Here is a 22,048-nt window from a genome sequence, read left to right as displayed (position 1 = left end):
GAACTACACGGATGCAAAAAAGTACTCCCCAGAAGAAGGAACCAAATTTCTCGGTCCAACTTCCGGGGACCACTTCATCCCGGGGGCCTTCTGCATCGGTGACCACAGGCGCGGTACGACTTGGTACCGTCTGGGCATGAATCGCATGCATGCCTTTGGCGACGACGCCCTTGGCGACCATGACGCCGTCGGACTTGTCGAGAAACTGCGGGCAGGCGAGGTGTCGCGCAGGGAGTTGGTCGAGGCCGCGATCGCCCGCACCGAGGCCGTCAACCCGACCTTGAACGGGCTGGCGTTCGAGGCCTACGACCGGGCGCGGGCCAGGGCCGACGCGCGGCGACCGCACGGCGGCTACTTCGACGGCGTGCCGTCGTTCATCAAGGACAACGTGGCCGTCGAGGGTATGCCGACGATGCAGGGCTCCGACGCTTGGGAGCCGCGCCCGCTGCCCGCAAACGGTGCATGGGCGAAGCTGTTCCTGGGCACCGGCCTTGTCCCGCTGGGTAAGACGCAGATGTCGGAGTTCGGCTTCAGTGGGGCCGCCGAGCATCCGCGCATCGGTCCGGTGCGCAATCCGTGGAACCCGGAGCGCACCGCCGGCGCCTCGTCGTCGGGATCGGCGGCGTTCGTGGCGGCGGGCGTGGTGCCGATGGCGCACGCGAACGACGGCGGCGGCTCCATCCGAATCCCGGCGTCCTGCAACGGATTAGTTGGCCTCAAACCGACACGCGGGCGGCTGCCGCTGGACAAGGAGACCGCCAAGATGCCGCTGCACCTCGTCGCGAACGGGGTGGTGACCCGCTCGGTGCGCGACACCGCGGCATTCCTGCGCGAGGCCGAACGCATCTATCGCAACCCCAAGTTGCCTGCGATCGGCGATATTACCGGACCTGGCACGCAGCGGCTGCGCATCGCGTTCTGCACGAAATCGATTGTGCGAGACGCCAGTCCCGAGATACGCGAACTGACGTTGAAGACGGCGTCGCTGCTGGAGGAACTCGGGCACACTCTCACCGAGATCGACAACCCGGTACCTGACCGCTTCAAGGACGAATTCCTCACGTACTGGGCGTTTCTGGCGTTCTCCATTGTCCGAGGCGGACGGCGGATGTTCGGCCCCAGCTTCGACCGCAGCAAGCTGGACAACCTGACGCTCGGCCTGGACCGCCTGGCGGCCAGGAATCTGCACAAGGTTCCGTTGGCGATCGCGCGGTTGGCTCGGTCCCGTCGGCTCACCCAGCGGCTGTCCGGCGAGTTCGACGTGGTGCTGATGCCGACGCTGGCCGAGGACACCCCGCCCGTCGGCTACCTCGACCCCACCGCCGACTACGACCAGATCATGGACCGGCTTCTGGAATGGGTGGCGTTCACCCCGTTGCAGAACGCCACCGGCGATCCCGCGATCTCGCTGCCGCTCGGCGAATCCGCGTCGGGCATGCCCGTCGGCATGATGCTGTCGACGGTTTGGGGCGGAGAATCCCGGCTGCTGGAACTGGCATATGAGCTCGAGGAGGCGCGGCCCTGGGCCAGAATCCAGTCATGACCCGCGATACATCCTCGATCAGGGTTTCAATGAGGGCGGCCCTGACGGCGCAATAACGCCGTAACGACAACGCGGCTGTCTTAACGCTGTGGACATTCTGCGTAGCTTCGGGTGAAACTTTTCGGCCCGACGATCCCTGCTGTGGAGACCATCCAGGTCGGTTCACCGGCGATCGCCACCGCCCCCGGTAACACATTCGTGTGCCTCGTCCGGTTCGCGTTGGCCAACATCCGTCGCAGGCCCGAACGGTTCGCGCTTGCCGTGCTCGGCATCGCGCTGGCGATCGCCTGCGTGACGGTGGTCCGCACCATCTCGGCCAGTTTCGCGATCACCGGGGCAGATTCGGTGACCGACGTGTTGAACGGTGCTCAATTGTGGGCGGTGCCCGCCGCGGGCATCCACTATGACAGCAACGCGCAGGCTCTGGTCGCCGACGGCGCCGCGCCCGCCATCACCGTGCCGCCGGGATGGACCGCGGCCCGGGTCATCTCCGGGGTCACCGAGATCAACGGCAGCACGGTGTCGCTGCGGGGCAACGACGAAATACCCAGTGATCAAGCGAGATTCGGCACGGCAGTGGCCGATCGACTGGATCTGCAGCCAGGCGACCGGGTGGTCGTCGGCGGGCGGAATCTGGTCGTCGGCGTCGAAGGCGGCGGGCAGTCAGTGACCGTGGCGACGCCGCTCGCCCGGTCGGTGGTCGGTGACAACGCCTGGTGGACGATCGTCGTCCCGCCCGGCGACGAGAAGCGGCGCGACCTCGGACAGACCTTCGGTGACGCGGTCGGTCTGCCGTCGACGTCGGACCCCTCGGTCAAACCGGACCCGGCCGGACGCGGCCTGATCTACGACACCGTGGGCGGTTCCGGGCCACTGACATTCGAGCAGAAATTCTCCGCGCTGTTCTCCGGCAAGGTGACCAGTTCGACGCTCGGCCTCATCTCGACGATCGGGTTGGGCCTCGGCTTCGTCATCGCGGTGTCGTCGTTCCTGGCGGCCGTGCAGGAACGACGGCGCGAGTTCGGCATCATGTCCAGCATCGGGCTGGCCGACGAAGTGCTCTACTTCTTCCTCGTCGAATCGGGCATCGTGTTCGTGGCGGCCTACCTGCTCGGTGTGCTCGGCGCGGGAGCTGCTGTGGCGCTTGTGATTCCCGGCATCGCCACCCCGACGGCCTGGCTGCAGGCCGCGGGCATGGTCGCGGCCTTCCTGCCCGCGATGGCGATCGTCGGCGCGTTGGTGCCCGTGCACCGGCTACTGCAACAACGGCCCGTCTCACTGTTGGGAGACAGGTGATGGTGCGACACGGCTTGGCATACGGGTGGTTGGCCGCGCGGCGGCGGATCGCCGAAACGGTACTACCCGTCATCACGACGGCGACGGGCGCCTTCCTCGTGGTGATCGTGTTCGGGATGTCCGACGGGATTCGCGCGCAGTCGGCGTCACTGGGGCACGCCGATGAGATCGGCCGCGCCGTCGTGCTGATCGCCGTCACCGTGCTGCTGGTGGGTGTGGTCGAGGTGGCGGTGGCGACCACCCGCACCGTCGCCCATCGCACACGCGAACTCGGTGTGCTCGGTGCCAACGGTGTGCCGCGCGCACCGGTCGTCGCGGCGTTGCTGGTCGAGCCGGTGATCGCGGCGGTGCTCGGCGCGGCGGTCGGGGCGTTGCTGGCCGCGGTGACCGGGTTACTGCTCGACGCAGTCGGTTTGGCGGCCACCGGAGTGTCGGTTGAGGGGTTGACGCTCGGCGTGGCGATCGCGTTCGTGGTGAGCGTCGTCGCGGCACTGGCCACCAGCATCGTGCCCACCTGGCGAGCCGCGTCGCGGCCGCCCATCCGATCGCTGACCGCAGGAGCCTGACGATGACCGCAATCGACGAAACCGCCGACACCACCGACGCTGGGCAGGACCGCGCGCCCGTCATCGAGATCTCGGATGTGTGGAAGTTGCACAAGCTCGGCGACGAAGTGGTCCGCGCGCTGGTGGCCGCCGAATTGAAAGTCATGCCAGGAGAATTCGTCTGTCTGATGGGGCCGAGCGGCAGCGGGAAGTCGACGCTGCTCAACATCATCGGCGGACTCGACCGGCCCACCAAGGGCACCGTCACGCTGGCGGGTCGAGACACGTCGCTGCTGACCGAGAGCCAGTTCGCCGCGTTGCGTCACGACACCATCGGGTTCATCTTCCAGAGCTACAACCTGATCCCGTTCCTGTCGGCGGTGGAAAACGTCGAACTGCCATTGATGTTCGAGCCGTATGACCGTAAGTCGCTGCGCAAGCGGGCGCTCGAACTGCTCGAACTCGTCGGTCTCGGACATCGCGTGCACCACCAGCCGACCAAGATGTCGGGCGGCGAACAGCAGCGCACGGCGATCGCGCGCTCGCTCATCAGCAGTCCGACGCTGGTGCTCGCCGACGAACCGACTGCCAATCTGGACCACCGCACCGGGGAGACGGTGGTGCGCATGCTGCGCGACCTGTGTTCCACGCTGGGCGTCACCGTGGTCGCCAGCACGCACGACCCCACGGTGGCCGACGAAGCGAGCCGTGTCGTCCGCATGAAAGACGGACAAATCGTCAACTGACCCAACGGCATTCGAAGGATATTCGCATGACCCAAGAACTGGAAGCGGCGCCGGCGCGCGACAAGCTCCTGACCACCGAACTCGTTCCCGAACAGGTACTGCCCAAGGTGATGACGACCTTCGGCCTGGTCGCCACCTACGTGTTCATCATCTGCTGGCTCACCGGTTCGTCGGTGATGGCGGCGGGCGGTTGGACCGCGATCCCGATGTGGGTACTGGGCATCATCACCTTCCTGGTGCCCGCCGGCATGGCGGTCGCCGAACTGGGCAACCTGTGGCCCGGTGAAGGCGGCGTGTACATCTGGGCCACCCGCACCATGGGCGAAACCTGGGGCTTCGTCGGCGGTTACCTGTCGTGGATACCGGTGATCCTCAACGCGGCGTCGTCGCCCGCGATCGTCCTGCAGTTCGTGCTGCTGGCGTTCCACGCGCAACTCGGTCTGACGTTGAGCATCATCCTGCAGTTGGTCATCCTCTGGGGCGTGATCGGCCTGGCGTTGGCGAAACTCGCTGCCAATCAACGAATCATGAATGTCGTGTTCATGGTGTACGGGGTGCTGACCCTCGTCATCTTCGTCGCAGGCCTGACGTACGCGCTGAAAAACGGATCGGCGACACCGTTCACCGCGCACGCCGCGCTGGTGCCCGACTTCGCGGGCGCCGGATTCCTGTACGGCACCGTGCTGCTGTACCTGCTGGGCGTCGAGACGCCCTACAACATGGGTGCGGAGTTCCTGTCAGTGCGCAAGAGTGGCCCGAAGATGGTGGTGTGGGGTTCGGCCGCGCTGGTGGTGATCTACCTGCTGACCACCCTGGGCACGATGATGGTGCTGCCTGGTGACCAGATCGACCCGGTCACCGGGGTTATCGGCATGCTCGGCACCGCAGCACCAAAGGGTGTGATGGAAGTCTGCGCAATCGTGTTGGCGGGCATCATCTTTGTCGCGTTGATGACCTACCAGGTCACCTACTCGAGGCTGATCTTCGTCTCCGGTCTCGAGCGCCACCTGCCGCGCATCTTCACCCACCTGAACCCGCGCACCCGCAACCCTGTGACCGCTGTGCTGATCCAGGGTGTGCTGTCGTCGCTGATTCTGGTCGGGTTGTACTCGCAGAGCAGCATGGCCAACGTCACCATCTTCATCCAGGGCGGGCTTTCCACGGTCTGGCTGATCTCCGGATTCTTCTTCCTGTTCCCGGTGATCATCGCCAGGAAGAAGTACGCCGATCGATACGCCAACGAACTGTTCTGGCGTATCCCCGGCGGCACCGTCGGGGTCTGGATCACCGTCATCGTCGGCACGCTCGGCACCATCGGCGGCGTGTACTACTCGTTCGCGAAGTCCTGGATTCACGATGTGCCGGACAGCACCTGGATGATGTGGACCGGCAGCATCTCGGTCGGCATGTGCATCCTGGGTGCGCTCGTCTACATCTTCGGTCGCCGCTCGGCGGCCAAGGTCAGCCAGGAAGATGCCCTGGCCCATCTGGCGGTACTGGAACTGAAGGACGAAGCCAAATGACAATGGAAAGCACCGTGCCCGGCACGGACGCGACCGACTGCCCGCCCCGGTATCCGCTCGACCCGTTGACCGGCGCCGAGATCCAGTCCGCAGCCGCGGTGATCACCGATTCCGAATATGCCACGTCCACATTGAAATTCGTGATGATCCAGTTGGCAGAGCCGGACAAGCCCGCGGACCTGACGTTCGATTCCGCCGTCGAAGTGCCGCGGCGGGCGTTCCTGACGATGTACGACGGCGCGGCCAAACTGGTGTACGAGGCGATCGTCGATCTCACCGCGCGGGTCATCGACTCGTGGAACGCCGTGCCGGGCAGGTTCCCTTCGTATCTGGTCGAGCACATGACCGGCGTCGAAGAGGTGGTGCGGGCCGACCCGCGGTGGCAGGAGGCGATGCGCAAGCGCGGTGTCACCGATTTCAGCCTGGCGATGATCGACCCCTGGCCCGCAGGCTATTACGGCTCAGGCGATCACTACGACAACTCGCCGCTGATCTGTCGGCCGCTGACCTTCGTGCGTGCCGCGCCGTCCGAGCACGGCTATGCGCGACCGGTGGAGGGCCTGATCGTCACCTTCGACCTGGACGCCATGAAGGTGATCGACATCGAGGATCACGGGGTGGTGCCGCTGCCGCCGACCGCGGGCAACTACGCCGAGAAGTTCATGTTCGACGCGAACAACCGCCCGGCGTTCACCCAGTTCCGCGACGACGTCAAGCCCATCGAGATCACCCAGCCCGACGGTCCCAGCTTCACCGTCGACGGCTGGAAGGTGCAGTGGCAGAAGTGGTCAATGCGGGTGGGCTTCAACCCGCGCGAAGGCATCACCCTGCATGAGGTCACCTACACCGACCGCGGTCAGACCCGCCCGATCATCTATCGGGCGTCGCTGTCGGAAATGGTGGTGCCGTATGGCGATACCGCGCCGACACACTGGAACAAGAACGTCTTCGACATGGGCGAGGTCGGCATGGGGTTCTCGGCGAACCCGTTGACGCTCGGCTGCGACTGCCTCGGCGAGATCTACTACTTCGACGGCACGGTCAACGACTCGTCGGGCAACGCGGTCACGATTCCGAATGCGATCTGCATGCATGAGGAGGACTACGGGATCTCCTGGAAGCACACCGATTTCCGGACCGGTGAGGTCGAGGTGCGCCGCGCCCGGCGGCTGGTGATCTCGATGATCTGCACGGTCGGCAACTACGAGTACGGATTCTTCTGGTACTTCTACAACGACGCGTCGATGGAGGTCGAGGTCAAGCTCTCCGGCGTGCTGACCACCGGTGCGGTGCAGGACGGTGAGGAGCCCAGGTGGGGAAAGCTGGTGGCGCCCAACATCTACGGCCCGAATCATCAACACTTCTTCAGCTTCCGGCTGGACATGAGCGTCGACGGTGCGAACAACAGTGTCTACGAGGTGGACTCGATCCCCGAACCGGATCCGGACCTGAACCCGCATCACAACGCGTGGGTCACCCGTGACACCTTGGTCGCGTCGGAGGCCGACGGGGCGCGGGACTGGGATTGGTCGAAGGGCCGCTACTGGAAGATCACCAACCCGTCGAAGCGCAACGAATTAGGCAGTCCGGTGGCGTACAAGCTGACGCCGCAAGACGTCGTGCCGGTGATGGTGCAGGAAGGTTCCTTTATCTACGACCGCGCTCGGTTCGTGCAGCACAACCTGTGGGTGACCCGCTACGACCCGGCGGAGAAGTTCGCGGCGGGCGACTACATGTACCAGTCGCCCGATGCGCAGGGCCTCCCGCAGTACATCGCCGACGACGCGCCGTTGGAGGACACCGACGTGGTGCTTTGGTACACCGTAGGCGCGCATCACGTGGTGCGGCCTGAGGATTGGCCGGTGATGCCGTGTGCGTACACCGGATTCCATCTGAAGCCCGTCGGCTTCTTCGACGGCAACCCGGCGCTCGACATTCCGCCGTCACCTCCTGCGGCGTGCCACCACCGCTAATTCACCGGGGTCAGCGGCGGGTTGCCCGCTAGCACTGCTGCGGCGTTGTCGACGGCCAGAATGCCCATCGCGTCACGTGTCGCCTCGCCGGCGCTGGCGATATGCGGCGTGACGACGAGATTGGGCGCATCGAGCAGTGCAGGGTTGACGTGTGGTTCGCCCTCGAAGACGTCCAGTGCCGCGCCCGCGATCCGGCCCGCGGTGAGCGCCTCGATGAGCGCGGCTTCGTCGACCACGCCGCCGCGGGCCGTATTGATCAGGTAGGCAGTGGGTTTCATGGCTGCCAGCGCCGCGGCGTCGATCAGGTGCTGCGTCTGGGGGGTCAACGGGGTGAGCACGCTGACGACGTCGCTTTCGGCCAGCAGGGTCGGGTTGTCGACGAAGGTGACGCCGTCCTCCTCGGTGCCGGGTTGGCGGCTGCGCGCCGACGCAATGACCGTCATGTCGAACGCCTTGGCACGCTTGGCGACCGCGCGTCCGATGCGGCCGTAGCCGAGGATCCCCAGCGTCGCGCCGGCGCTGATGTCGAGGCCGACGAGCATGCGCGGCCCCCACACCCACGACCGTCCGGAGCGCAGGAACCGGTCACCCTCGGCCACCCGCCGGGTGGCGGCGAGGATGAGCGCGAAGGTGTGATCGGCGGTGGCGCGATCGAGCACGCCGGGCGTGTTCGTGACGACGACACCGGCGGCCCGTGCGGCGGCGATGTCGATGTTGTCGTAGCCCACAGCCACATTCGCGATGACCTTCAACTGGTCGCCCGCAGCGGCCAACAGCGCGGCGTCCGCTCGCTCGGTGAGCGTGATCACGGCGGCGTCGGCTCCGGCGATGCCCGCCTCCAGTTGGGCGCGGCTCGGCGGATCCTCGTTGCCCACCCGCACGTCGAACCCGAGCGAGTGCAGATGCGCCATCGCGCGGTCGGTCAACAGCCGGGAAACGTAGATCATCGCCGTCCTAGATCGGGTCGGTGCCGAGCGCGACGAGGATGCGTTTGAACTCGCGCCGTTCCTCGTCGGTCAGATTGGTCATCAGTCGAAGCTCCGCGGCGCGCACCCCGTCGTCGGTGCGCTCGAGCAGTCGCTCCCCGTCGCGGGTCAGTTGCGCGGGCAGCGAGCGCCCCGACGACACGCTGGCCGGCCGGACCACCAACCCGCGGTCCTCGAGGCCGCGCAGCACCATGTTCATCGCCTGCGGCGACACGTTCAGTGCACGGGCCAACTCGGCGTTCGAATGCCCCGGATACTTCGACAGCACCCGCATGCACAGGTACTCCGGAAACGCCACGTTCAACGGTTCGAGGACGCTCGCCGTCACGTCCGCTTTCAACGGAAGCAGCACGCGGTGCAGCAGATAACCCAGTGGTTCGTCCTCGCGGTGGTCACTCATATCAACCATATTGACACATATCAATCTGGTTGATATACCGGCCGCATGACCCAACCGACGCAAGATCTTTTCGAAAACGCATACAAGGGCGAGGCCGAGGAACTCGGGCTCGGCGCCAAGCCGCCGTGGAGCATCGGCGAACCGCAGCCGGAGATCGCGGCCCTGATCGAGCAGGGCAAATTCCACGGAGACGTGCTGGATGTCGGCTGCGGCGAGGCGGCTGTCGACCTTTATCTGGCGGAACGCGGCTTCACCACGGTCGGACTGGACCTCTCGCCGACCGCGATCGAACTCGCCAAGGCCGAGGCGGCCAAGCGGGGCCTGACCAACGCCAGCTTCGAGGTCGCCGACATCAGCGCGTTCGGCGGCTACGACGGCCGGTTCGGCACCATCGTCGACTCGACGCTGTTCCACTCCATTCCGGTCGAGTTGCGCGAGGGCTATCAGCGGTCCATCGTGCGCGCCGCTGCACCGGGAGCGTCGTACTTCGTGCTGGTGTTCGACCGTGCCGGCCTGCCCGACGGTCCCGCCAACCCGGTCACCGAGGAAGAACTGCGCGAGGTGGTGTCGAAGTACTGGACGATCGACGAGATCCGGCCCGCCCGCATCCACGCCAACTTGCCGAATCTCGAGGGGGCTCCGCTGCCGTTCGGCGACGTCCGCGACGAGGGCAACGGCCGCAAGTCGGTGCCCGCCCACCTGTTGACCGCACACCTGCCCGAAAGCTGATCCGCCACGCGCCGCCGACCCCATAGCGGCTTTTGGGCCGCTATGGGGCAGGATTAGGTGCGATCACAGCGAGGATTTCGAAGGAGTCGGATGGCGGACCCGACTAGCCCCAACGGCAACGAACCATCTCTGATCCGGCCGATGTACTCCCGCGTGCTGCTCAAGCTCGGCGGCGAGATGTTCGGCGGCGGGGAAGTGGGTCTTGACCCGGACGTGGTACACCAGGTGGCCCGGCAGATCGCCGAAGTGGTCCGCAGCGGGGTGCAAGTCGCGGTCGTCATCGGCGGCGGCAACTTCTTCCGCGGCGCGCAGTTGCAGCAGCGCGGCATGGAGCGCAGCCGCAGCGATTACATGGGCATGCTCGGCACCGTGATGAACAGCCTTGCGCTGCAAGACTTCTTGGAGAAGGAAGGCATCGCGACGCGGGTGCAGACCGCGATCACCATGGGGCAGGTCGCCGAGCCCTACATTCCGCTGCGGGCCCGCAGGCATCTGGAGAAGGGCCGCGTGGTGATCTTCGGGGCGGGCATGGGACTGCCGTACTTCTCGACCGACACCACCGCCGCGCAGCGGGCGCTGGAGATCGGCGCGGAGGTGGTGCTGATGGCCAAGGCCGTCGACGGGGTCTTCACCGCGGACCCGCGCGTCGACCCCGACGCGCAGTTGCTCACCGCGATCAGCCACCGCGAGGTCATCGACCGCGGCCTGAAGGTCGCCGACGCCACCGCGTTCAGTCTGTGCATGGACAACGGCATGCCGATCCTGGTGTTCAACCTGCTCACCGACGGGAATATCGCGCGGGCGGTGGCAGGTGAGAAGATCGGAACACTGGTCACCACCTGACAAGGAGTCACCTTGATCGACGAAACCCTCTTCGACGCCGAGGAGAAGATGGAGAAGGCGGTGTCGGTTGCGCGCGACGACCTGGCGTCGATCCGCACCGGACGGGCCAACCCCGGCATGTTCGCCCGCGTCAATGTCGACTACTACGGCTCGATGACACCCATAACCCAACTGTCGAGCATCAACGTTCCCGAAGCCCGCCTCGTCGTCATCAAGCCCTACGAGGCCAACCAGTTGCGCAACATCGAGGACGCGATCCGCAACTCCGATCTCGGGGTCAACCCGACCAACGACGGCAACGTCATCCGGGTCGCGATCCCGCAGCTGACCGAGGAGCGCCGACGCGACCTCGTCAAGCAGGCCAAGGCCAAGGGTGAGGACGCGCGAGTCACCGTCCGCAACATCCGTCGCAAGGCGATGGAGGAACTGCACCGCATCAAGAAGGACGGCGAGGCAGGCGAGGACGAGGTGGCCCGCGCCGAGAAGGACCTCGACAAGACCACGCACACCTACACCGCTCAGATCGACGAGTTGGTCAAGCACAAAGAAGGCGAGCTGCTGGAGGTCTAGTGACCGAACAGCACGCGACTCCCGTGGCAGACACTGACGCCGGCCCGACCGAGCCGCCCAAAAAGACATCCCGCGCAGGCCGAGATCTGCCCGCGGCGATCGGCGTCGGCGTCGTGCTCGGCGGCCTGGCGATCGCGGTGCTGTTGTTCGCGCCGATCGGCTGGCTGCCGGTGCTGTCGGTGTTCATTCCGATCGCCACACACGAGGTCATCCGGCGACTGCGCGAGGCGGGCTACGACCTTCCGGCGATACCGCTGTTGCTCGGCGGGCTGGCGATGATCTGGCTGACGTGGTTCGGCCCGGCCGGGCTGCTGGGCGCCTACGGCGGGACGATCGTCGTGTGCATGGTGTGGCGGTTGCTCGGCCAGGGACTCCGCGAGCAGCCGGTGAATTATCTGCGCGACATGTCGGCCACCGTGCTGCTCGCGACGTGGGTACCGCTGTTCGCCGGCTTCAGTGCGCTGTTGATCTTCCAGGACCACGGTGGCAGCAGGACGTTCACCGTGATCGCGACGGTGGTGTTCGCCGATATCGGCGGCTATGTGGCCGGCGTGCTGTTCGGCAAGCATCTGATGGCGCCGGCCATCAGCCCGAAGAAGTCGTGGGAGGGACTGGGCGGGTCGCTGGTGTTCGGCATCGCCGCCGCAGTCCTGTCGGTGACGTTCCTGCTCGACCGGCCCGCGTGGGTCGGCGTGCCGCTGGGTCTGATGCTGGTGATCACCGGGGTGCTCGGCGATCTGGTCGAGTCGCAGGTCAAGCGCGACCTCGGCATCAAGGACATGGGCACGCTGTTACCCGGTCACGGGGGCATCATGGACCGGATCGACGCGATGCTGCCGTCCGCCGTCGCCGGTTGGATCGTTCTGACGCTGCTGGCGTGACACCCGGGCGTTGAGCCAGCAGGCGGCCGCGCCGACCACTAGCCCGACGGCGATTCCGATGTCCGGTCGTTGGCCCAGCATCAGCCAGGACAGCAGGCCGGCAACGGCGGGGATGACCGCGAACAGCATCGCGACCGCCGCGGCGCCGTAGTTGTTGATCGCGCGCACATAGAGGGTCATGCAGAGCGTGGCGTTGAGGAGGATGACGGCGGCGACCGCGCCTGCCGCCTTCCACGGGTTCGTCACGGTGAAGGGTGTGACGGTGGCAAGCACCGCGACGGGCAGCAAAGCGACGCCGTTCTGCAGTGCCGCGGTGGCACGGAAGTCCACCCCGGAGCAGAACCGCTGCTGGTAGACACCGCCGGCGGCGAGGCTGAGCAGCGCGACGAGGAGCAGCAGCACGACGGTGTCGACGCCGCCGATGGTGATCAGCCGTCCCGCGCAGGCGGCGAGTACCGCGAGGACGCCGAGGACCAGTGCCCCTGTTCGGGCCCACGTCAGGCCCTCACCGAGGAACAGCGTCGCGAGCACGGCGGTGACGACGGGGTTCATTGAGATGACGACGGCGCCGAGCACCGCGGGTGCGCCGTGCATCAGGGCCAGGTACAGGCAGATGAACTGCAGCGCGTTGGTGAGCAAACCGGTGATCAGGACATGGACGAGAGTGCGGCCAGTGGGCCAGGTCACACGCGAGAGCAGGGCCCATGTCGAGAGGATGGCGCCCGCGAGCCCGAACCGGAAAAGCAGTACCGCCATCGGCGACATCGCTGAAACAGCAAGTGCGCCAATGGGATAGCCCAGAGCATAGAAGAACGTGAGGTTCGACGCGGCGCGCAGCGGCATCGGGGGCAGGGGCATGGTTCCCATGGTTGCGATCAACGCCTGCCATCGCCAATCAATTTCGCTCCGTTGCTGATGCGATACTGGCTGTACATGTCTTTACCTCTCGTCTTTGATGCCCCGCGACGTGCGATGCCGCCGCGGCACCTTGCTGACCTCGACGACGCGGGCCGGGCGGCCGCCGTCGCGGAGTTGGGTCTGCCGGCGTTTCGGGGCAAGCAGCTGGCGAATCAGTACTTCGGGAGACTGATCGCCGACCCGCAGCAGATGACCGACCTGCCCGCGGGGGTGCGCGATCAGGTGGCGTCGGCGTTGTTCCCTCGGCTGTTGAATGCGGTGCGGGAGATCGAGTGCGACGCAGGCGAGACGCGGAAAATGCTGTGGCGGGCGCTGGACGGCACGACGTTCGAATCGGTGCTGATGCGGTATCCGCAGCGCAACACGGTGTGCATCTCATCGCAGGCGGGCTGCGGTATGGCGTGCCCGTTCTGCGCGACGGGGCAGGGCGGGTTGACGCGGAATCTGTCGACGGCGGAGATCCTGGAGCAGGTGCGCGCCGCGGCGGTGGAGTTGCGAGACCGTGACGGGGACGGGATTGCGCGCCCCGCGCGCGGGGCACGCTTGTCGAACATCGTGTTCATGGGCATGGGGGAGCCGCTGGCCAACTACAACAGGGTGGTGGCGGCGGTGCGCAGGATCACCGAGGCGCCGCCGCAGGGTTTCGGGATCTCGGCGCGCTCGGTGACGGTGTCGACGGTGGGCTTGGCACCCGCGATTCGCAAGTTGGCCGACGAACGGCTCGGCGTGACGTTGGCGCTGTCGCTACATGCGCCGGACGACGAACTCCGGGACACACTGGTGCCGGTGAACAATCGGTGGAAAGTGGCCGAAGCGCTCGAGGCGGCGCGGTATTACGCGGACGTGACGGGGCGGCGGGTGTCGATCGAGTACGCGTTGATCCGCGATGTCAACGACCAGCCTTGGCGGGCAGACCTTTTGGGCAAGCGTCTGCACGGGGCGCTGGGGCCGCTGGCGCATGTGAACGTGATTCCGCTGAACCCGACGCCGGGCAGTGAGTGGGACGCGAGCCCGAAGCCGGCCGAACGAGAGTTCGTGAAGCGGGTGCGGGAGCGCGGGGTGTCGTGCACGGTGCGCGATACTCGGGGCCGCGAAATCGCGGCGGCCTGTGGGCAGTTGGCGGCCGAGGGCTGAGCGTCGGGCTTTCCGGACCGACTTGCGCAAGTGCCCGCGTACTGAGCGACAGTTGCGCCCGGTATCTGGACCCACTTCTCAAAATGCCCACGTACTGAGCGACAACTCGAGCTCATAGCCGGAAACCTCGAAACCACAGGGGTTTCGCCGCGGCACGCATAGTCATCACACGCGTGTAGATCCGGTGCTCGGTGCCGCGCGGTACGAACCCCGGGCCATAGAGCCCCCGCGCAATCCGACGGACCCTGCCGCGCCGCCGCTCCCACCGCAGCGCGTCCGACACTTGCTTCGATGCACGGCCCGGAATCTCGAAACCCTGCCACTCCAAGGCTTCGATGAGCTCGTCGACCGTAGTAGGGCCGTGCTGCAACAGATACATCGTCAGCGCATACCGAAGTTCTATGCCCCGCAGAACGTGCCTGGTTTCCATTGCCGAACCGTGGCACGCACATCCGACAGATCCGGCGTTGTCGCTTGGTACGTGGGCATTTTCAGATGTGGGCTTGTGGAGCGTTGGGTGTCGATGTGTGTGCCAGCGGGCGTTGTCGCTCGGTACGTGGGCATTTTTACATGTGGGTTTGCGCAGGCTCCGCCGGCGCATTCAGAAACCACACATTCTCCTCACGCAACCGTCGACTGCGCCACCCGTCCGGCGTCCGCACCAACTCATGGTGGTAGTACCCACCGCACGAACTCATCGACGCCATCCCCGGTAACTGCATCGGGTTGTAGAACATCGCCCGCGCCGTCGCCGTGTCACCGTCGACAACGCTTTCGATGTTCGTGATGTAGTGCATGCTCCACGCGATCACACCGAAATTCGCCGCGAACCAGTCCACGACCTCGTCTCGGCTCCCCACGACCGCACCCGCGGACGAATAGTCGATGTACGCGTCCTCGGTGAACACCGACCGGTACAGCAACGCGGCGATCTCGGCCTCGTCGGTCAATCCGGCATTCCGATCGTCTTGGCCTCCAGGTACTCCTTGTAGCCCTCCTCGCCGTTGCGATAGCCAAGCCCGCTCTGCTTCGTCCCACCGAACGGGCTGCCAATACCGAAGTGGCTCTTGCCATTGATCGTGACGTTGCCGGTCCGCATCCGCCTGGCCACCTCGAACGCCCGGTCGACGTCGACGCTGCTGACCTCACCCGACAGCCCGTAGATCGTGTTGTTCGCGATCGCGACCGCCTCGTCGTCGCCGTCGTACGGCGTCACCGTCAGCACCGGCCCGAAGATCTCCTCCTGCGCCACCTTCGAATCCGGGTCGACGTCAGCCAACAGCGTCGGCCGCACGTAGTAACCCGTCGGCAAGTGCTCCGGCACACCGCCACCCGTCACCAGTCGCGCCCCCGAATCCAGCCCGCTTCGGATCAGCCCGAGCACCTTCTGCCGTTGCGTCTCGCTGATCTGCGGCCCCTGCATATTCCCCGGCGTCCACGGATCGCCCATCGGGAAGTTCTCCATCGCACCCTTCAAGATCGCCAGACCTTCGTCATAGCGGCTGCGCGGCAACAAGATTCGGCTCGGCAAGATACAGCTCTGGCCCGACATCACGCACGCCATCATCGCTGCCAGCGGCAGCGCCGAATTGAAGTCCGCATCGTCGAGCACGATGTGCGCCGACTTCCCGCCCAACTCCAGCAGCGTCTTCTTCACCGTCGGCGCTCCCGCTGCCAGGATCGCCCGCCCCGTCGCCGTCGAACCCGTGAACGTGATCATGTCGACCCGCGGGTCCGCCGACAGCGCCGCGCCCACCTCGTTCGCATTCGACACCACGACGTTGAACACCCCGGCCGGAATATCCGTCTCCTCCGCAACGATCCGGCCGTACTCGCTGCCCGACCACGGCGTCAGTTGCGCAGGCTTCAAGACCACCGTGTTGCCCGCCATCAACGCAGGCACCGTCTCGGCCACATTGAGATAGAACGGCACATTCCACGGCGTGATCGCCCCGACCACCCCGACGGGCTCGTAGTGGATCTTGCGTCGCGCCGGACCCAGCGGCGTCTCGTGTACCCCGTTGTCGACCAGATACTCGAACGCACGACCGTGCTCGGCCCAGTGCTTGACCTCCGCGATCGGGCTCTCGATCTGACTGCCCGTGACGGTGACGGGACACCCCACCTCGGTGACCAGCACTCGGCGCAGTCGCTCCTTGTTGCGCTCCAGCGCCTCGTGCAACTGCGTCAGGCAGTGATAACGGAAATCCAGATCTCGCGACCAGTCTGTCTCGTCGAAGGCACGTTTGGCCGCTGAAACGGCCCGCCCCATGTCACTGACCGTTCCATCGGTCGCCTGGCCGACGACCTGCTCAGACGCCGGATGAACGACGTCGAATGTCGCCTTGCTGCTTGTGATCTGCAGTTCGCCGTCAATCAGCATCCGCTCGTCGCCGGCCAGCACGCCGGATTCCGTCTGCACTCCCGCCATGGCAGACAGCTTTACAAACTATCGGCGAAGTGTCACCCGTTCTGCTTGATTCCGGCCGCATGCCGCAGCTGCGCCAGGAACTGATCCCCGTCGTCGCTGCGCACGATGTAATGCGATACCGCGACCCGGATCGCCGTCGCCGCCTTCACCGCGCCATTCGGGCCGGGCATCAGCTTCTGCAGCCGGGCCCGCATCACCGGGATGATCCGGCTCAACTGGGCAATGACGACCTCGGGTTCGATATCGACCAACCGCACCCCTGAGTACGACTGCTGGTACTCGACGATGAACCGCAGCGCCGCGTCCAGCTTCTCGGTGCCCCGCAGCCCCGACGTGGCCCGGCTGATGCCGCCGTCGAACATCTCGCGCTCGAACACACCGAACGCGTCGAGCAACTCACCCTTGGACGCGAACCACCTGTACAAGGTGGGCCGCGACACGCCGGCCTGCAACGCCACCTCCGAGAGGCTCAACTTGGTCTGACCGCTGCGGCCGAGCACTTCCGCGGTCGCGACAAGGATCCGGTGCCGCGTCGAAGTGTCCTCGACGGCGCCGGATGCGTCGGGCAGCGGTTCATTCACGTCGGAGACCTCACTCGTGTGGTGCACACATCCTAAATGGTGCATCGGTCGCGATGAGCGAACCCGGCCGACAAGCGCCACAGCGGCGATACGTTGTACACCGTGTCCGGACCGCTGGATGGAGTCAAGGTCGTCGAACTCGGCGTCTGGGTCGCCGGTCCGGCGGCGGCAGGAATTCTCGCTGACTGGGGTGCCGACGTCGTCAAGATAGAACCACCTGACGGCGATCCCGCACGCACCTTCGGTCGGATGCTCGGCATCGAAGACGGCAGCAGCCCACCGTTCGAGATGGACAACCGCAACAAACGCGGCATCGTGCTCGACCTCGGCAGCGACGACGGCCGCGCCACCACATTCGAATTACTCAGCGGCGCAGACGTTTTCCTGACCAACATCCGCCCAGGCGCGTTGACACGGATCGGGTTGGACTTCGACACCGTCGCCGCCCGCAACCCCGGACTGGTCTACGGCCTGATCACCGGATACGGCCGCGACGGGCCCGACGCCGACCGGGCGGCCTACGACGTCGCCGCGTTCTGGGCGCGAGCGGGGTTGGCGCACTTGCTGACTCGCCCAGGCGACACGCCGCCGTTTCAGCGCGGCGGGATGGGCGACCACTCCGCGGGCATGACCCTGGCCGCCGCGGTGTGCGCTGCTCTGGTCGCGCGAACGCGAACCGGCAAAGGTCAACTGGTCAGCACGTCGCTGTACCGGCAGGGCGCGTACACGATCAGCTTCGACCTCAACACCTTCCTGATGACCGGCCATTCCATCGCCATCGGCCAGCGCGAGAACATGGCCAACCCCTGCATGAACAACTACACGGCAGGCGACGGGCGGCGGTTCTGGATCGTCGGCCTGCAGGGCAGTCGGCACTGGCCATCGCTGTGCCGGGTCGTCGGCCGACCCGGCTGGTTGACCGATCCGCGGTTCGAATCGGCGCACGCCCGCGCCGCCAACGCAGGCGAACTCGTCGCCGCGCTCGACGAGATCTTCGCGACCAAACCGCTCGAAGAATGGGCGAAAGTCTTTGCCGCAGAACCCGAATTCTTCTGGTCGCCGATCAACTCCATCGAAGACGTGGTGGCCGACGAGCAGTTTCACGCCGCAGGCGGGATCGTGTACGTACCCGACGGGCAAGGCGGTGTACCGATGGTGGCAACGCCCGCCGACTTCCACGGCACCCCGTGCGCGGCGCGTTCTGCAGCGCCTCGACTCGGTGAACACACCGACGAAGTGCTCGCCGAACTCAAGGCGCGAAATGCTTGATGCGGGCGGCGTGTCGCAGCTGGGCCAGGAAGTCGGCGTCGTCGTCGCTGCGCACCAGATAATGCGAGACCGCCACGCGCACGGCGGTCCCGACCGCGAGCGCGGGATCCGCGTCGGTCGCCAGCCGTTCCAGCCGCGCCCGCATCACCGGAATGACGCGCGCCAGCCGCCCGATGACCTGGGCGGGTTCGATGTCGATCATCCGCAGCCCGGGGTAGGACTGCTGGTACTCGACGATGACTCGCAGCGCCGCATCCAGCCACTCCGACGCAGGCAGGTCGGCGGTGGCCCTGGCGACGGCGCTCTCGTAATACTGCCGCTCCCACACCACGAACGCGTCGAGCAGTTCTCGCTTCGAGCCGAACCAGCGGTACAGCGTCGGCCGTGACACGCGCGCCTGCAGCGCCACTTCGGACAGGCTCAGCTTCGACATGCCGCGGCGGCCGAGCACCTCGGCGGTGGCGGCCAGGATCCGCTCGCGGCTGGAGCTGTCTGCCGACGGCATCGTCATAGCTTTACAAAATTCCACCGAAGTGTCACGCTGTTTCCGTGACAGCGGCAGCGGTGCAGGCGCGTGAGTACAGCCCGATCGACATCACATCGCACGACTTCTGGAGTCAGCCGTTCGCGCAGCGTGACGAGTCGTTCGCCCGGCTTCGGGCGGGTCCCGGCCTGTCCTGGCACCGGCCGTTTCCGTCGATGTTCCCGATGGAGGAGCCGGGCTACTGGGCGTTGACGCGGCGCGCCGATATTGCCTACGTCAGCCAGCACCCTGAGTTGTTCACGTCGGCCCAGGGCGTGGCGCTGGATCCGATGCCCGCCGAGATCCAGCGCTTCGCGTCGTTCTTCCTGACCATGGATCCGCCGCAACACACCACCTATCGGCGCCTGATCAGCTCGGCGTTCACCCCGCGCAATGTGCGCCAGATCGAAGAGCAGATCCACCGCAACGCGGTGAGCATCGTCGACGACCTCGTCGACGCGGGCAACATCGAGTTCGTCGAGGCGTGTTCCGCACGGCTTCCGATGGTGACCATCATGGAGATGCTGGGCGTCCCGAAGGCCGACCAGCCTGCGGTGGCGAAGGCCGCCGAGAAGCTGTTCGGTCTCAGTGACGATGAGTACAGCTCGCTCGAGGAACGCGCGCAGGACACCGTCAACGAGATCATGCTGCTCAACACCACGGGACAAGAGTTGGCCAAGTTCCGGCGCAACAATCCCGGCGACGACTTGATGACCAGCATCGTCAACGCCGAAGTGGACGGCCATCGGCTGACTGACGAAGAGATCGGCGCATTCCTGATCCTGTTGGCGTCGGCGGGCAACGACACCACCAAACAGGCGACCACACACGCGATGATGGCTCTGACCGAGAATCCCGACCAACGTGATTGGCTGATGGACGACTTCGACAACCGGATCGGGCAGGCCGTCGAGGAGTTCGTCCGGTACGCGTCGCCGGTACTGCAGTTCGCGCGCTTTGTCACCCAGGACACCGAGATCAACGGGCAGCCGGTCAGCGCGGGCGACAAGGTCGGCTTGTTCTACTGTTCGGCGAACCGCGATGAGGCGGTCTTCGACGAGCCACACCGATTCAACCCGCAGCGGTCGCCGAATCCGCATCTCGGCTTCGGCGGCGGCGGACCGCATTTCTGTCTTGGCAATCAGCTCGCCAGGACCGAACTGCGAAACCTCTTCCGCGAGTTGCTCACCCGCCTCACGACGGTCGAGTTCGGTGAGCCCGACCTGCTGCACAGCAGCTTCGTGCACGGCGTCAAGCGTGTTCCTGCGTTCGTCCGATAGGAGACACCATGCGGGTCGAAGTCGACTTCGATAAGTGCACAGGGCACGGCATCTGCGAGTCGATCGCCGACGACGTGTTCGAGGTGCAGGACGACGGCACCGTGCTGATCCACAACCATGACGAGTCGGATCGTGAACGAATGCAGCAAGCCGTGACCCGATGCCCCGCAGCGGCTTTGCGGTTGGTCGACTAGCGACCCCTCATCGGGCGGACAAGCACCGACTGCTGGATCCCGCCGACCGCTCCTGTCTCGTCGAACAGTGTGCCGATCGTCGTGCCGATGCCGTCGGGTCCGTAGTTGGTCTCCGCGCGGAAGCCGGTCCACTCGCCCTCGGGGATTCGGTGCAGGTGGACGATGAGGTCGGTGTTCATGAATGTCCAGCGTCTGATTTCGATCTTCGTGCCAATTCCGTTGGCGCAGTCCGCCACAGCGAACAGCCGTTCCAGCGATGTCATCGCCTCGCCCTTGACCAGGTCGACCTGCGGACGGATCCAGGATTCGCCGGGGCCCTCGCTCATCGGCTTGGTCAGCCACCGCCAATCCAGGCTGTGCACGTAGTTGGGGTCCCAGTCCTTCTTCATGTCCCGGCTCCACGCGTCCGCGATCGGGCGTAGCGGTGGTGCCGGTGCATGGACGAGCCCCGCGGTGTCCAGTGTCTTCAGCCGCCATCCGCTGGCCTTCGCGACGGGCCGCGGCTCACCGTCGGGGCCTGTCGCCAGCATGTCCGCGCTGACCAATTCAATCTGCTTGCCGGACCGCTCGATTCGTGAGCGCACCCACAGGCCGCCCTCAGCGGGAATGCCGCCCAACAGGTCGACCATGACGCGGCTCAACCGGGTGTCGTCGCGTTGCTCGCAGCGTTCCAAACTCCGTACCAGTAACGCCGATACCGGCGCAGCATGCTGAATCGCCGCCGACCACGTACTGCGGACCATGTCCGTCGCTATGAATTTTTCCCCGAGTTCGTCTGTCGCATCGATCAATTCGTAATAGGAGTCGCTCACGGCAGGCCTGCCGCCGGAACGTCGACGACGGTCGCATCCAGGCGTGACAGCCTCGTGCCGACCAGTCGCTCCGGGTAGGCGCTGGTACTCGACAGCATGAATAGTGTTCGGCGCTCGGGCCCGCCGAGCGTGCACGCGATCGCGATACGGTCACCGATCGGGACGCGATCGGTGACCTCGCCGCCTTCGACGATCCGATCGAACCGGTGCGCCAACGTCATCGAGGTCCACACTCCGCCCTCGGCGTCGAGACAGATGCCGTCGGGTGGCCCGTCCAGATCGTCGGCGAAAACCCGTCGGCCCGAAATTGATCCGTCAGAGGCGATGGTGAACGACGTCAGCCGTCGGCCCGTCGATTCGGCGACCACCAGTGTCGCGCCGTCGGGTGTGATGGCCATCCCGTTGGGGAAGTCGAGGTCCTCGGCGACCACCGCGACGGCGCCGTCGACATCGACCCGCGCGATGACGCCGGCCTGACGGGCCTGCGATCCGACATACGCTCGGCCCGCGGCGTCGACCACCATGTCACCGAGGTTCGCGGGCACCAGATCGGACAGGTCCGCGACGGCCGCGATGGTTTCGCCGTCGTAGCGGAGCACCTGACGTTTCTCGGTCGACGCGATCAACAATGACCCGTCGGGGCGGAAGCCCAGCCCCGACGGCGCGTCCCCCGCGAGCGGCAGTTTGGTCATGTCACCGTGCAGGTTGACCGTGTGCACTGCTTCGCCGAGCATGTCGGAGAACCACAGCAGCCCCTCGAACCATCGCGGCCCCTCGCCGAAGCAGAAACCGTTGGCCAGCGGCGTCAGCGTCGCACCTTTACAAATCACGCACCAAGTGTCACGCTCCAAAGGTGCCACTGTCAACCACC

General features: G+C 65.9%; 24 protein-coding genes. 14 read left to right on the top strand and 10 right to left on the bottom strand.

From position 1 onward, the window contains the following. Positions 1 to 136 precede the first annotated feature (136 nt). The 6 genes from A5724_RS09545 (at position 137) to A5724_RS09520 (ending at position 7,626) form a co-directional block, all read left to right on the top strand. On the top strand, positions 137 to 1,543 hold the full coding sequence (locus tag A5724_RS09545) for an amidase (protein ID WP_067799788.1): 1,407 nt from the start codon (positions 137 to 139) through the stop codon (positions 1,541 to 1,543). A 141-nt stretch (positions 1,544 to 1,684) separates the two neighbouring features. After that, positions 1,685 to 2,839, top strand: coding sequence for an ABC transporter permease (locus A5724_RS09540; RefSeq protein ID WP_082964937.1), 1,155 nt, complete (start codon positions 1,685 to 1,687; stop codon positions 2,837 to 2,839). Continuing rightward, positions 2,839 to 3,405 (top strand): ABC transporter permease, encoded by a 567-nt coding sequence (locus A5724_RS09535; RefSeq protein ID WP_067799784.1) that lies wholly within the window; start codon positions 2,839 to 2,841, stop codon positions 3,403 to 3,405. The genes A5724_RS09540 and A5724_RS09535 overlap by 1 nt, the downstream gene beginning before the upstream one ends. 2 nt (positions 3,406 to 3,407) lie before the next feature. After that, positions 3,408 to 4,130 (top strand): ABC transporter ATP-binding protein, encoded by a 723-nt coding sequence (locus A5724_RS09530; RefSeq protein ID WP_067799781.1) that lies wholly within the window; start codon positions 3,408 to 3,410, stop codon positions 4,128 to 4,130. Between the two features lie 26 nt (positions 4,131 to 4,156). Further along, a complete protein-coding gene (locus tag A5724_RS09525) occupies positions 4,157 to 5,653 on the top strand; it encodes an APC family permease (RefSeq protein ID WP_067799778.1) in 1,497 nt (498 codons plus the stop codon). Further along, positions 5,650 to 7,626 (top strand): primary-amine oxidase, encoded by a 1,977-nt coding sequence (locus A5724_RS09520; RefSeq protein ID WP_067799774.1) that lies wholly within the window; start codon positions 5,650 to 5,652, stop codon positions 7,624 to 7,626. Before A5724_RS09525 ends, A5724_RS09520 begins: the two co-directional genes overlap by 4 nt. Here the strand turns inward: A5724_RS09520 and A5724_RS09515 are convergent. Together A5724_RS09515 and A5724_RS09510 are read right to left on the bottom strand one after the other, a co-directional pair. Further along, positions 7,623 to 8,573 carry a D-glycerate dehydrogenase gene (locus A5724_RS09515; protein WP_067799769.1) on the bottom strand — a complete coding sequence of 317 codons (951 nt, stop codon included), beginning with the start codon at positions 8,571 to 8,573 and terminating at the stop codon, positions 7,623 to 7,625. The two genes, A5724_RS09520 and A5724_RS09515, sit on opposite strands and share 4 nt — an antisense overlap. A 7-nt stretch (positions 8,574 to 8,580) precedes the next feature. Further along, positions 8,581 to 9,012, bottom strand: a complete 432-nt coding sequence (locus A5724_RS09510) for a MarR family winged helix-turn-helix transcriptional regulator (RefSeq protein WP_369830618.1) — start codon at positions 9,010 to 9,012, stop codon at positions 8,581 to 8,583. 45 nt (positions 9,013 to 9,057) lie between these two features. On the opposite strand from A5724_RS09510, the gene A5724_RS09505 reads away from it, so the two are divergent. The 4 genes from A5724_RS09505 to A5724_RS09490 all read left to right on the top strand — a co-directional run bounded on the left by A5724_RS09505 (position 9,058) and on the right by A5724_RS09490 (position 12,035). Then, positions 9,058 to 9,741: a class I SAM-dependent methyltransferase gene (locus A5724_RS09505; protein ID WP_067799763.1), complete on the top strand. Its 684-nt coding sequence runs from the start codon at positions 9,058 to 9,060 to the stop codon at positions 9,739 to 9,741. 90 nt (positions 9,742 to 9,831) lie between these two features. Then, positions 9,832 to 10,584, top strand: a complete 753-nt coding sequence (gene pyrH / locus A5724_RS09500) for a UMP kinase (protein ID WP_067799761.1) — start codon at positions 9,832 to 9,834, stop codon at positions 10,582 to 10,584. A 12-nt stretch (positions 10,585 to 10,596) separates the two neighbouring features. After that, positions 10,597 to 11,154 (top strand): ribosome recycling factor, encoded by a 558-nt coding sequence (gene frr / locus A5724_RS09495; protein WP_067799758.1) that lies wholly within the window; start codon positions 10,597 to 10,599, stop codon positions 11,152 to 11,154. Then, positions 11,154 to 12,035, top strand: coding sequence for a phosphatidate cytidylyltransferase (locus tag A5724_RS09490; protein WP_067799756.1), 882 nt, complete (start codon positions 11,154 to 11,156; stop codon positions 12,033 to 12,035). The genes frr and A5724_RS09490 overlap by 1 nt, the downstream gene beginning before the upstream one ends. Here A5724_RS09490 and A5724_RS09485 read toward each other — a convergent pair. Continuing rightward, positions 11,946 to 12,902: a DMT family transporter gene (locus tag A5724_RS09485; RefSeq protein ID WP_082964936.1), complete on the bottom strand. Its 957-nt coding sequence runs from the start codon at positions 12,900 to 12,902 to the stop codon at positions 11,946 to 11,948. The two genes, A5724_RS09490 and A5724_RS09485, sit on opposite strands and share 90 nt — an antisense overlap. Positions 12,903 to 12,968: 66 nt before the next feature. On the opposite strand from A5724_RS09485, the gene rlmN reads away from it, so the two are divergent. After that, complete coding sequence (gene rlmN / locus A5724_RS09480; RefSeq protein ID WP_067799888.1) at positions 12,969 to 14,087, top strand: 23S rRNA (adenine(2503)-C(2))-methyltransferase RlmN; 1,119 nt, start codon at positions 12,969 to 12,971, stop codon at positions 14,085 to 14,087. A gap of 112 nt (positions 14,088 to 14,199) precedes the next feature. On the opposite strand, the gene A5724_RS09475 is transcribed toward rlmN, so the two are convergent. From A5724_RS09475 to A5724_RS09460, 4 genes are all read right to left on the bottom strand, one after another. Continuing rightward, a complete protein-coding gene (locus A5724_RS09475; RefSeq protein WP_067799750.1) occupies positions 14,200 to 14,517 on the bottom strand; it encodes a hypothetical protein in 318 nt (105 codons plus the stop codon). A 136-nt stretch (positions 14,518 to 14,653) separates the two neighbouring features. Beyond that, on the bottom strand, positions 14,654 to 15,037 hold the full coding sequence (locus tag A5724_RS09470) for a nuclear transport factor 2 family protein (protein WP_067799746.1): 384 nt from the start codon (positions 15,035 to 15,037) through the stop codon (positions 14,654 to 14,656). Then, positions 15,034 to 16,518 (bottom strand): aldehyde dehydrogenase family protein, encoded by a 1,485-nt coding sequence (locus A5724_RS09465; protein WP_067799743.1) that lies wholly within the window; start codon positions 16,516 to 16,518, stop codon positions 15,034 to 15,036. The genes A5724_RS09470 and A5724_RS09465 overlap by 4 nt, the downstream gene beginning before the upstream one ends. A 32-nt stretch (positions 16,519 to 16,550) precedes the next feature. Beyond that, positions 16,551 to 17,099, bottom strand: a complete 549-nt coding sequence (locus A5724_RS09460) for a TetR/AcrR family transcriptional regulator (RefSeq protein ID WP_067799885.1) — start codon at positions 17,097 to 17,099, stop codon at positions 16,551 to 16,553. A gap of 102 nt (positions 17,100 to 17,201) precedes the next feature. On the opposite strand from A5724_RS09460, the gene A5724_RS09455 reads away from it, so the two are divergent. Continuing rightward, positions 17,202 to 18,368: a CaiB/BaiF CoA-transferase family protein gene (locus tag A5724_RS09455; RefSeq protein WP_067799882.1), complete on the top strand. Its 1,167-nt coding sequence runs from the start codon at positions 17,202 to 17,204 to the stop codon at positions 18,366 to 18,368. Here A5724_RS09455 and A5724_RS09450 read toward each other — a convergent pair. Next, positions 18,349 to 18,879 (bottom strand): TetR/AcrR family transcriptional regulator, encoded by a 531-nt coding sequence (locus A5724_RS09450; RefSeq protein WP_067799740.1) that lies wholly within the window; start codon positions 18,877 to 18,879, stop codon positions 18,349 to 18,351. The genes A5724_RS09455 and A5724_RS09450 overlap by 20 nt on opposite strands. A 38-nt stretch (positions 18,880 to 18,917) precedes the next feature. On the opposite strand from A5724_RS09450, the gene A5724_RS09445 reads away from it, so the two are divergent. Together A5724_RS09445 and A5724_RS09440 are read left to right on the top strand one after the other, a co-directional pair. Then, positions 18,918 to 20,171: a cytochrome P450 gene (locus tag A5724_RS09445; RefSeq protein ID WP_067799736.1), complete on the top strand. Its 1,254-nt coding sequence runs from the start codon at positions 18,918 to 18,920 to the stop codon at positions 20,169 to 20,171. Positions 20,172 to 20,179: 8 nt separating this feature from the next. Then, positions 20,180 to 20,365: a ferredoxin gene (locus tag A5724_RS09440; RefSeq protein WP_067799733.1), complete on the top strand. Its 186-nt coding sequence runs from the start codon at positions 20,180 to 20,182 to the stop codon at positions 20,363 to 20,365. On the opposite strand, the gene A5724_RS09435 is transcribed toward A5724_RS09440, so the two are convergent. Further along, on the bottom strand, positions 20,362 to 21,177 hold the full coding sequence (locus tag A5724_RS09435) for a thioesterase family protein (protein ID WP_067799730.1): 816 nt from the start codon (positions 21,175 to 21,177) through the stop codon (positions 20,362 to 20,364). The genes A5724_RS09440 and A5724_RS09435 overlap by 4 nt on opposite strands. Next, the gene (locus tag A5724_RS09430) at positions 21,174 to 22,007 is read right to left on the bottom strand and encodes an SMP-30/gluconolactonase/LRE family protein (RefSeq protein WP_197518595.1); all 834 of its coding nucleotides are present in this window, start codon (positions 22,005 to 22,007) and stop codon (positions 21,174 to 21,176) included. The genes A5724_RS09435 and A5724_RS09430 overlap by 4 nt, the downstream gene beginning before the upstream one ends. Between the last annotated feature and the right edge of the window lie 41 nt (positions 22,008 to 22,048).

This window comes from Mycobacterium sp. ACS1612, from assembly GCF_001667505.1.
GTDB lineage: Bacteria > Actinomycetota > Actinomycetes > Mycobacteriales > Mycobacteriaceae > Mycobacterium.
The sequence above is the reverse complement of the archived record's forward strand: the minus strand, read 5'-3'. Positions and strand labels throughout refer to the sequence as shown.